This window comes from Glaciecola sp. SC05, from assembly GCF_041380235.1.
Classification (GTDB): Bacteria; Pseudomonadota; Gammaproteobacteria; order Enterobacterales; family Alteromonadaceae; genus Glaciecola.
On record NZ_JBGIYY010000006.1, the window covers coordinates 188,155 to 199,718 of the forward strand.

At 41.9% G+C, this 11,564-nt stretch carries 9 protein-coding genes; 3 read left to right on the forward strand and 6 right to left on the reverse strand.

Annotated elements, in window-relative coordinates; all coding sequences use genetic code 11:
- Positions 1 to 39 precede the first annotated feature (39 nt).
- Positions 40 to 2,148, forward strand: coding sequence for an alpha/beta fold hydrolase (locus AB9H30_RS07630; RefSeq protein ID WP_371194061.1), 2,109 nt, complete (start codon positions 40 to 42; stop codon positions 2,146 to 2,148).
- A gap of 167 nt (positions 2,149 to 2,315) precedes the next feature.
- On the opposite strand, the gene AB9H30_RS07635 is transcribed toward AB9H30_RS07630, so the two are convergent.
- On the reverse strand, positions 2,316 to 3,827 hold the full coding sequence (locus tag AB9H30_RS07635) for a Fic family protein (RefSeq protein ID WP_371194062.1): 1,512 nt from the start codon (positions 3,825 to 3,827) through the stop codon (positions 2,316 to 2,318).
- A gap of 226 nt (positions 3,828 to 4,053) precedes the next feature.
- Positions 4,054 to 4,371 carry a tyrosine-type recombinase/integrase gene (locus AB9H30_RS07640; protein WP_371194063.1) on the reverse strand — a complete coding sequence of 106 codons (318 nt, stop codon included), beginning with the start codon at positions 4,369 to 4,371 and terminating at the stop codon, positions 4,054 to 4,056.
- On the opposite strand from AB9H30_RS07640, the gene AB9H30_RS07645 reads away from it, so the two are divergent.
- Complete coding sequence (locus AB9H30_RS07645; protein ID WP_371194064.1) at positions 4,323 to 4,574, forward strand: lipocalin-like domain-containing protein; 252 nt, start codon at positions 4,323 to 4,325, stop codon at positions 4,572 to 4,574. The genes AB9H30_RS07640 and AB9H30_RS07645 overlap by 49 nt on opposite strands.
- 841 nt (positions 4,575 to 5,415) lie before the next feature.
- Complete coding sequence (locus tag AB9H30_RS07650; protein ID WP_371194065.1) at positions 5,416 to 6,999, forward strand: HAD-IB family phosphatase; 1,584 nt, start codon at positions 5,416 to 5,418, stop codon at positions 6,997 to 6,999.
- 103 nt (positions 7,000 to 7,102) lie between these two features.
- On the opposite strand, the gene AB9H30_RS07655 is transcribed toward AB9H30_RS07650, so the two are convergent.
- The 4 genes from AB9H30_RS07655 to nagB-II all read right to left on the reverse strand — a co-directional run bounded on the left by AB9H30_RS07655 (position 7,103) and on the right by nagB-II (position 11,551).
- Complete coding sequence (locus tag AB9H30_RS07655; RefSeq protein WP_371194066.1) at positions 7,103 to 7,786, reverse strand: hypothetical protein; 684 nt, start codon at positions 7,784 to 7,786, stop codon at positions 7,103 to 7,105.
- A gap of 262 nt (positions 7,787 to 8,048) precedes the next feature.
- Positions 8,049 to 9,362, reverse strand: a complete 1,314-nt coding sequence (locus AB9H30_RS07660; RefSeq protein WP_371194067.1) for a sugar MFS transporter — start codon at positions 9,360 to 9,362, stop codon at positions 8,049 to 8,051.
- A gap of 15 nt (positions 9,363 to 9,377) precedes the next feature.
- Positions 9,378 to 10,556 (reverse strand): N-acetylglucosamine-6-phosphate deacetylase, encoded by a 1,179-nt coding sequence (gene nagA / locus AB9H30_RS07665; RefSeq protein ID WP_371194068.1) that lies wholly within the window; start codon positions 10,554 to 10,556, stop codon positions 9,378 to 9,380.
- On the reverse strand, positions 10,553 to 11,551 hold the full coding sequence (gene nagB-II, locus AB9H30_RS07670; RefSeq protein WP_371194069.1) for a glucosamine-6-phosphate deaminase NagB-II: 999 nt from the start codon (positions 11,549 to 11,551) through the stop codon (positions 10,553 to 10,555). Before nagB-II ends, nagA begins: the two co-directional genes overlap by 4 nt.
- Between the last annotated feature and the right edge of the window lie 13 nt (positions 11,552 to 11,564).

Below are 11,564 nucleotides of genomic sequence, written 5' to 3' on the forward strand. Positions count from 1 at the left end.
GTAACGCTCTAACATATCAACAGAAAGGGATTTGCTACGATGACCACCAAACAGCTCTGCCTATTGGCCCTGCTTTCCTTCACTTTGTTTACGCAAGCTCAAGTGATGCCAGAAAAAAACGCGACGCAATCGAGTATGGCCAGTAGCTATATTAACGACTATGTAAGTGAAGTAACAAATGTCGTTTGTCCCTTTAAAAATGACATCGATTATGAGCAAGGCAGGGTGCGCTGTGGATTTATTACCGTACCAGAAAACCGAGAAGTATCAGACAGTCGTTTCATTCGTTTAGCCTTTACACAGATCGTCGCACAAGCAAACCCAGCAAATATTGCCAGTGATAAAGATGTCGCATCTCAAACAGAGGACGACGCACCGGTTTTTAGAGAAGACCCCATTATGTACCTTACTGGAGGACCCGGTGCCGGTATGGAATATTACGTTGCGCGTTTTTTAGAGCACGAACTAAGCAAAACCCGCGATATATACATTCTCAATCAACGTGGCATCGGTGATTCTGAGGAGCTTTGCCCCTACTATATGGCAACTAGCCGTGAGTTGATCGTAGGGCAAACTTTGGCTGAGCAAGAACAACAAGACGCCCAACGCATGCGAGATTGTTTTGAGGCTGCAGCTAATCGAGGCATTGATTTAAGCGCATACAACACGGTTGAAAACGCCAGAGACGTGCGCGCTCTGCGCCAAGCATTAGGCTTTGACTCTTGGAATGTATGGGGAATAAGCTACGGCAGTCATTTAGGACAAATGTTGGTCAATATTGACCCACAAGGTATACGCGCATTAGTACTCGATGCCATCGTACCTAACGACTTAGTCGATTTACAACGTATTCACAGATATATAGCCAGAAACCATGCTCACATATTTGAAGAATGTGCCCGTCAAAATGCGTCCATTTGTGATGGCTTAGAAGACGCATTTTATGCTGCTGGCAACGCGCTTATCAATGACCCAATATTGGTAGACGCGATGGACAAAGAGCTTTTTCCTGCGGGCAAAGCCAATGTTTCCCCTTTACTTGTTGCGGGCGTTCCGTTTTCTATGCTTTATGAACAAGATTCGTACCCCGCCATTCCCGCAGTTATGCGCAGCTTAGTGGAGATGATTGAAACTCGTGATGCTGAAGTATTTCAAGTATTTGTTAGCGACTCAGACCTATTCGCGGGCATTTCTCAAGGTATGTACAATGCGATAACATGCAACGATGGATACGCCGCAGAACAAGCCAGAACAGCCGCCGAAGATTTGCAAGAAAGCTATGGTTTTACGCAAGGCCTATTCAGTGTTGAAGGTGCTCAACTCATGGCCGATACCTGCGTTGCAGCAGGGTTGTCGCCCCGCAGCCGCGAGCATTATCAATTAATTGAAAGCGATATTCCTACCTTGATTGTAAATGGTGATTGGGATCCAATTACGCCTAATGTACTTGCGCAGCGTATTGCACCCGGGTTTAGCAACGGCCGCTTAATTATTGTTCCATACGCAGGCCATGGTCCGACCCGCTCGATGTCTGAATGCGCAACACAGGTGCTTACCGACTTTTTCGATGACCCTATTCAAGAACTCGAAAATTTAGATGCCTCTTGCCTCGAGAAAGGAGCAGAGCCGCCCGAATTTTTAGACTACGTGCAAACCCATATGCCCTTAAAGTTTGCAGCCAGAGCAATCGACAACCCAAAGCGTTTGTTCGTCCCAGCTTTGCTAGCTTCAACTCCTATTCTTTTCTCGCTTATTGGTTTTATTATGATTGCATGGGGAACCATCGCCAGACGCTTTAGTTCAAGCGCCGCTCCAGTGCCCGGTATTGGTCCAATAACGCCCCGGCTCACAACGCTTATTTCAGCCCTTGTTTTATTAATGGGCGTAAGTTTGGTGGGGGCTGGTCTAGGCGCCACTTTTGAGATCAGTGAAATCAGCATATTGGCCGGCTTTGCACCACCGGCTGGCATTGGCGCTTTGCTGGTAATGTTCGCAGGCTTGCTGGGAATAGCCAGCATACTTATCACCCTAAAAAGTCATCGGCAAAATGCATTAAGAAAACGAACACTTATTGGGCTTAATTTGATGGGGCTGTCTGCTGTTTTATTGAGTGTGACGTTTATCGTGTGGGGTATTACGCCATGGTAGATGCAACTGCTGATGCGTAACCCTTGCCTTGTGTAAATTGCTGAATCATCAAAGCAGGCGGCCAAGAACAAAGTGAAACAGAGCAGAATGCAAAAGTTTAACTAGGCGAAAGAGCCGTCGCTGAAGCGGGAGCCGTTAGAGTTAATAAGCTTATAACCAGCCCTTTGTTAAAGTAGCGATGCCAAGAACTGTGTAAAAGGCACAATATCCTGCTTGACGCTGGCTGCTTCCAACGCTTGCATATATTCATCTCGCCGCTCAACCGGCACAACTGTCCAAGGGTAACCACCTGAGGCCATCATTAAATTCATAATGAATCTGCCCATCCTACCATTACCATCAAAGTAAGGGTGAATGTAAACGAAAATGAAGTGCCCCAGCACCACTCTGGCTGCTGCATTTTCCTCTTCTGCGAGCAAGTCGAAGAGTGTCGGCATCATGTCGCGAACCGCGTCCCTATTAGGTGGTGTATGCATAGACTGGCGAATATAGACAGGCCCTGTTCTGTAACCAGCCAAGTCCGATTGTTTAATAATACCGGCGGCCACACTTGGGCCAAATAAGGCGAGATACCAATCGCTGTGCGTCTGTTCCAATACATCGCCAGGGTTCTTACCTTCTAATACCGCTAACACTGCTTTTTTAACTTCCTGAAACGCATCCCAGTAGCCTTTAGCGGCCATCGCATCTAAGTGTTTTTTACTTTCGTCTGAGCCTTCAGCCTGCCAGTTGCCAGAGCGAACCAGTTCAATCAATTCGCGAGTTACCCGATAGCCTTCAATGGACAGTGAGTGGAAGGCGTCTGTGACGTATTTGTCTTCCACTTCGGCCATGTAGGTTTCGATGTCGATGGTTTGGCTTGATGCTGATGGAAAGTGCGCTATGGCAATTACGCGCATTTGGGCCCACATCAGCCGCATGCGGTTAACATAGGGTGACACATCACGACGACCAAAGCTCACCTGCACTTTCTCTGCGAAAGGGTCTTCTTCCTGCACTTTCAAATCGGCCGCTTGCATGCCCTTTAAGATATTGTCAGCGATCAAATCTCGGCCAATATTTCTAAAAGCCCCCACTAATCGGCCGGCAATCACACTGTGATTACCGGCGAGTAAAACGGACAATACATCGGATGCATCTGTCACCATCGATAAGGCAGTGCGCATTTGGATGGGCGCATTTTGAAACTGATTCGCCGAAGAATAAACAAGTGCTGCCGCTAAGCTGTAAACATTGAGCCCATCCAAGTTTTCAATGTATTCCGCAGCTGGCATGTTCAACCTGACATCAAAAATCGAGGTGTTGTACAGAAAGGCGGTGGGTTTATTATTGCCTTTTGGCGAGCGTACTAGCAATTGCTGCGGCACAGTTCTATCATCAATATGCAGATTAAGTGATTGCTCAGGTGACAGGCACCATGAACGGTCAAACCGCTGTGACAAATAAGCACCGCAAAAATCCCAAAAAGAGGTGTACCAAGACGTACTGTCTCCAGGCTTTTCATTTGGCATCGCCGGTATGTACCAGCCCCGGATAACTTCACGAATAAAGCCATGCTTCAACAGCCGCTCTCGATGCACTCTGCTGAGTTGCTTTGACTGGATGGCAACAACCCCAGACTCTTGAAGCTGTTGTAATTGCTCAAGCGAATCTGCTAGTTTTTGTGATATATCATTCATGTTCGCTCCAACTATTACTCGCGATACTGACCAGTTATCAATCGTTACCTCTAGGTTTTAGCGTTATATCATTTACAGGTTTTACCGTCACTTCATTTATAGGTTTTAATGACTTATTATTTGTAGGCTTTAATGCTCATTAGCTTGAAGAAGGCATACAAGAAACAGAGCTTTTCGGCTATAAGCCTTCCAAAAGGAGTACAGATTTATAACCGGCGAGCACTTCTTAAAAGTGATATAAATACGAAGCGACTTCTCCTTTAGTTAGGCGTTTGCCAGCGATGGCCGCAGGATATGTTTTGGCATAAGTTTTTTTGAGCTGTGTTTGTGTTACCTCCAAGTAGACTTGCGTGGTAGACAAATCAGCGTGCCCCAAGTATTCCTGAAGTTCACGACAATCAGCACCATTCTCAATCATATGTGTCGCTGCACTATGTCGAAACGCATTACAAGCCGCACCAACCTCTATTTGCGCCCAAGCAACCGCGCAAACTAGTGACTCGCGATAGCGATGACAAAGCGATTGCAGAAGCCTACACTCCATACATAGGATATTTCGGTACTTACATTGTGGATTATGCTGCTATGACCATTACTCATCATATTGAAGGCGCAAAAATGCCAAATCGAGATGGCAGCTCTGCAGTACGTCCGTTTTATTTCAAAGAAGGCGATTTAGTTTTGGATTTTAAAGCGCCCTCTGGCATGCGGTTTTATCGTCGACTAACGCGCATTGAAAATTTTTAAGTCTAGCTAGTCAGAGTGTATTAATGTTTAGAACTGAAATAGTGTTGGTTCGAATTAAAACAACAAACCCGCTCAAAAGCGGGTTTATATAATCGGGTCAGTTCCAAACATTAATTAGATCGCACAACAGAGGTGTAAGTTGACAATAAAGTATCATACTTTTATTTTTGTAAGTCACTGATTTTATTAGCCCACGACCTACAATAAAATAATTAAAGTATCATACTTTTTTTCGTACAAGATAATATGAGGAAAATTCTCAAACAAAAATGTGTCATACTAATCAAATTTATAACGATATATAACTGTAATAACGCAAGTTTTTAAAACTCAAATATAAGACACTGTGTACAGTTTTTCGAATTTGATTTGCACTAAAGCAATATATTACCATTAACCTCGTCTTCAGAGTGATAATCGACTGAAATCGAGATGTTTTATAGCGTGAAAAGAAAACACGGCTCCAATAGTTTGCTATCGCCAATAAACTTCGAAAAACGATAGCAAGAACAACGGAGAATTGTCTAAGGTGTTAGTGGCGATTCAGACATTTAAATTTCACTTTGAATGTGTCTCTTTGTGGCGAACGAATAGTCGGAGGTTACTGATTGCTTTGTCATAATCAAGCATAATATGCCTCCTAACTAAGCAATAGATATTCTTCACTACCCCAACAACCCAAATAAGGCATTTCTTTCTAGCTTAAAAATTTAATGCTTTGTTAAATATTTTAGTTATGATGTGTTTTCAGTGCGGCATGTGCAATGAATAAATCAACAACATAAATATAGTTTCTTTTGGCGCATGAAAACTAATATTTTCCACAATAAAGGAATTAATTATGGCGAAACCTCGGATTTTTGTTAGCTCCACTTATGTTGACTTGAAAGATATAAGAGGTGAATTAGCTAGATTTATTGAAGAACACGGATATGAGCCTGTTGTATTTGAAAAAGACAGTGTACCTTTTGGTTTAAATGAAACGTTGGAGGAGTCCTGTTACGAAGAAGTAACAAAGTGCTCGATGGTTATACTGATAATTAAAAGTAGGTTTGGATCTTCTTCAATGATGGCATCTGGTGATAAGAGACATTTCTCAATAACGAGAAATGAATATGCAACTGCGATTAGAGAGGGAATACCTGCCTTTGTTTTTATAGATATCAATACTTTTTCTGAGTATCAAACATATTCAAGCCAAGAAAATAGAAAAAGATTTGTCTTCAAACACATGGAAAATAAAAACTTAGCTCTGTTCATCGAGGAGGTATGTTCCGAGGGGAATATGCGTTTTATTTATCAATTTAATGATTTGGATTCCATCAAAGAGACATTGAAAAAGCAGTGGGCAGGTTTGTTCAATAAGTATTTAGAAAATGAAAAATCTTTTGCTCTAAGATCTCAAAGTGAGGTAGCAATAAATTCGTTTAAGCTATTTTTCTTTAGAAGGAATTTAGGAATATCTCAGAAAGAACTAGCGTCAAGGTCTCGTCTAAAAGAGAGAGAAATCCAAATACTTGAGGATGCTGGGCTGAAGAAGCGCCATATAAATATAGAAGATTTTGGGAAGGTTTCTCACAAACATGCTCAGTTAATAGCTGATGGACTTGGTTGTCACATTGGCAACATCCGAGCTGGATTACCAGATGATTTCCTCTCTCAATATCTAGCTTTTTACTTCAAGAACAAAGGGACTAGATCTAGAGCTGCTTTCAAAGGCACGCAAAAATTCATGGCTCTGACAAAGGTCGTCCTATTTGATTTTGATGGAACTCTAACTTGTCATAACGATGACATTACGACATGGGAAAGAATATGGCTAGAGTTAGGTTATGGTATAGACGACTGCGGCGAACTGCATAGACAGTACAGTGCTTTAGAGATTACACATAAAGAGTGGTGTAAACTTACCGAAGATAAATTCAAAAAAAAGGGTTTAAAAAACAAAACGTTAGATAAAATAGCAGCAGATATAGAATTAGTTGCGGGGGCGGATCGGATAATAAAAGGACTTTATGAAAGTGGTGTTAAATTATACGTTTTATCAGGCTCAATCAAATATATTATTAAACGAGTTCTCGGGGATTTATATCAGTACTTTGAAGAGGTAAAGGCGAACGATATAGTTTTTGGCCGTGACGGAAATATCATTAGAATTATAGGAACTAAATATGATTTTGAAGAGAAAGCTACATTTATTAAAAAATCTATTGCTGAAAATGATGCTCATCCAATGGAGGTATTTTTTGTAGGCAATTCCGTCAATGATGAATGGGCTCATGAATCAGGCGCTCAGACAATTTGCGTGAATCCACGAATGACAAATCCTTATCATCCGATACACTGGACACACTACATACCTAAAATGTCGAACTTCTCAGAAATTATCGCCGTAATGAACTTTGAAGAAGAGCTTGATATTTAGAAAGCTACAACCCTAACTGGTTTACAAGAGGCAATAGTGTAAATATATGTTAATTTAACTGATGCTCGCAAAGTAAGTGCTATAAACTCTGTGCATGACAGGGTTAAAGGAAGCAATATATTCCACGAAGATACCTCAACTCATATTTAACCCCATGCAAATCGCCACTGATTGAGGGACCCAAAAAAATTCCTTTTTCATCAACTGGATTCAATTCTCCTAGTCTGCCATGTTGATTTAACATCTGTAATGCCACTCGTTGTCCACTGCCTAATTTACGGCTAAAACTGAATCGCGTTTGCACTATGGTGTCATCAAAGTCATCATTTTGGTCTAGCTCATAGCCAACAATAATAGTAACTCGACCTCTATACCCATTTGAAAAATGCCATTCATTTCCCCAGTTGATTGCAAACTCTTCGGGTCGACTTCCTCGACGTGCCCTGAAATCAAACCGTAATCCACTCGACCAAATTTGATCATTTGCTCGTTTTCTAAAATTATAGAGAAGCTCAGCTCTAATAAAATCATACTCAAAACTTGTTTGATTGCGGTATTGAAGTACACCTCTCAATCTAAATGTATCGTTTAGAGCATGTTGATAATGTGCGCGATAGAGCCAGCTATCTTGTTGCAATTCATTCTCAGCAAAGGATATGGCTGATCTAAATTGAAAGCTTCGATCAGTAGGATCTACATTCGGCCCCATAACACCAGAGATATTGGCACTTACAAAAGTCGAAAAACAACAAATAAATATCGGTAATAAAAATAATCTAGCTTTCATATGCGTGTATTCCTTAGCAAATATCCTCCAGTGATAAAATTGATTTTGATAGCAATGAGTCGTTGAAATAAAAAGAGGACATGTGATTCCCTTGAGGGCTCAAAAGAGTGTTGGTATACACCGACGCCTGCTTTAACTTCCTAAAGGCCGATATAAATTTCTCTTGCTACTTCAAGCCCGTAAGACATTAACAAATTAATTGATGCGGTGGCTCTATTTTTAGTTACTCATCAGCGCAAGTTGATGAATAACTAAAAATTCATTATCGCCAGCGTCTAACCTTGTGGCCGACCAACGCATAAAATAGGGTAAATAAATAGCAGGGAAGTCCAATGATATAGGCTACTTGAAGGTCATTCGCTTGATGTGAGATTTTTCCAAAAACCAATGGCAAAATCGCACCACCTGAAATACCCATGATGAGCAGAGCAGAGCCTTGTGCCGTATATTTTCCAAGTCCCTTCAAGGCAAGAGGCCACACTGATGGCCATACCAAGGCATGAGCCAACCCCATCAAGGCAACAAACGTAATTGGGTTAGGCAGTACTTGAAGTCCTGACCATCCCCATAAGAAGTCAGCTACACTTGTTGACGCTTCAGATGACATCATGATCCCCAAAATGCACAGACAACCCGCAATGGAAGAGCCTATTAGCGCTTTTTCTTGGGAGAGAAATTTTGGGATACATATCACACCAATTGTGTAACCAATGACCATAAAAAACATGGTATATGAGGTTAAACCTGCAAAATTATCGACATTCAGCTTAGCTCCGTATAATCCGATTGTGTCACCGGCAATGACCTCTACGCCAACATAAGCAAAAAGTGCTATCGCGCCCAAAATGGTTTGAGGAAATTGTAATATTGACGACTTGGTTTTAGATTCAGCATCGCCTTCTTCCTCCATATCAATATCCGGCAGCGGCGAAAATTTTACAAGTGCAACCATTGCGCATAGAACAATCGCCATTAACAGATAGGGAACTATTAGTTGATTTGCTAGTTCGTTGGTTAATTGACTAAGCTCACTAGCATTTAAAGTCGACAAGTGATTTCTTGAAATATCACCCATATCTGCCAATATCATTGCGGTGAATACTATCGGAACAATTACACCAGCTCCTTTGTTGATGATCCCCATAACACTTATCCGCATCGCTGCACTCTTCACTGGCCCCAAATAGACGATGTAAGGGTTGGATGCCGTTTGCAGTATTGTCAGCCCAGTCCCTAATACAAAAAGCGCGACCAAAAATACGAAGTAGTTTTCAGAGATAGCGGCTGGGATATGCATCAAAGAACCGATGACCATAATGGCTAAACCTATCGCCATCCCATTTTTGAGACCTGTCTTTTTAAGAATGAGGGACATGGGAAACGCCATCACCGTGTATGCAATATAAAAAGCAAAGGTAACGAAAAGTGCCTGGAATTCAGTCAACTGACAGATAACCTGTAAAAATGGAATGAGCGAGCCGTTCAACCACGTCACAAAACCAAATATAAAAAATAATATACCGATGATAGTCATTGATATAAATGTTTGAGATTTGTTTGAAGTAAGCTCTGTCATTGATAACTAACCCTTTTATTTATGTGAGTATACTGAATGGCGGCCATATACACATTGCCCCTCAATCCATGTTGATTTAACACAAAAATCATTGTCCAATTGAATGAAGTTTGCAGGTTTACCAGCTTTTAATAAGGCCAATGGAGATATTGGAAGACGTGTCGACAATAAGTAACTTAGCGGATAAAGACTGCCCATTCGAATTGCTTCAGACTCTTCAACCCCCAAAGTTTTTATGCAGTTTCTGACTGCTGTAGCCATATCGAGAACCGAACCCGCCAACTCACCTGTGGATGATGTTAACTTTCCATGATTATTGGTTACTGTGCGGCCAAAAAATTCAAATTCTTTCATTGCTGAGCCAACTGGCGGCATAGCATCTGTAACAAGGAAAATGCCCCCTCTCGGCTTTATCTTGAGTGCAAGTTTACAACTAGCTTCGCTGACGTGAAGCCCGTCTACTATGAGTCCGCATTGGGCCCTATCATTTAACAAAGCACACCCTGCAACCCCGGCATGTCTAGCGTTTATACCAGACATTGCATTGAATAAATGCGTAAATCCTGTGGCACCCGCTTTTAATCCTTTATCAGCGCATTCAAACGTAGCATTACTGTGACCAATACAGACGTGAACTCCTAATGATACTAATTTTTGGATATCTTCGGCACTTACAGCCTCTGGAGCAAGTGTGACCAGAATATGACCAATATCGGTTCTCTCAAATATTTGCCATTCTTCCTCTGAAATAGGCCGAATGAATTCTTTGCTATGTGCGCCCTTTTTAGCGATGGAAATGTGTGGCCCTTCAAAGTGAATACCGACTATACCGAGATTTTTATTGGCAATAGCGAGGCCGACAGCATCCGCTGCCTCACTCATTACATCTACGTTGTCTGTTATGACCGTCGGTAACATTGCCGTAGTGCCAAACTGTGAATGCGCAGCCATCATTTTTTGGAGGCTATCTATAGTTGGGGCAGCATTAAATAGTACACCTCCCCCTCCATTGACTTGTAAATCAACAAAACCAGGGGCGACCAAGTCCTCAAGCACGATGTCACAGCTCAAATTTTCCCAGTGTAGATCAATAATCAATCCGTCTCTAATAGACATTACAACATCATGGTGATAATCGACGCCGTCGAAAAGATATTTTGATAACACTTTCACACTGCCGTCGTTTGACTTCATAGCGTTTGCGTTACCTTGTTTAGTCCTTTTGGTGTATCCGGATGAAAACCCCTAGCAATAGACACATCTGCTATATCGATATAAAAGCGTTGTAAAATCAGTAATGGAGAAAGTCTGGCGTGAACATCGATACCTGCTTGGTCTAAATAAATTATGCGTGTATCTCGTTTCATGAGCTCATAAATTTGTCCTCGGTGAAAACCTTTGCTTTCATCTTCAACAATACAGTTCAATACTGTTAGCCCGTTCTCCGCTAATGTTATTGGCCCATGAGGAAACTCTGCGCTGCTAAAAGCCTCGGCGTAAATACTGCACACTTCTTTTAATTTTAATGCGATTTCTTTCGCGATTGAAAACCCCAATCCACGACTTAAGACAATCATGTTAGTAGTCTGAGCGAAATCGCTGGGCATGAGTTGAGTACCACTATTAATGACTCGTGTTAGTGCATTTGGCAATTCAAGTAATGCAGCATACAGGGCTCTATTTTCTGTCCATACAGAGACTAGGTGAATGATTGCGGACAAAGTCGCTAAGAAACTCTTCGTAGCCGCTACTGCAACTTCTTTTCCTGCCCCTAATGGAATAACTTCATCGACTATTTCTACTAACGGAGAGTTGACCTCATTTACTAGCGCCACACAATATGCACCCCCGGCTTTCGCCATCCTCGCTTGGGCAATGATGTCTGGGCTGCGACCTGATTGAGAAATGACGATAACTAAGGCAGACTCAAGTTTGAGTTGTTTTTTATATACACTGGATATAGACGGGGCGGCAGATGACGTTGGAATACCACTCTCTAGCTCAATGAGATATTTAGCAAAAACACCCGCATGATCAGAGGAGCCTCTGCCAATGATCATCACCATTTTAGGCTCAATAAAACGCAGATGTTTAGCAACCTTGTTGACGACATCATTATTCATTTTAATTTGAGCGGCTATAAGCTCAGGAGTCTCCCTCGCTTCTTTTTCCATAATTGTATTGGTCATAAATCTCCCTTAA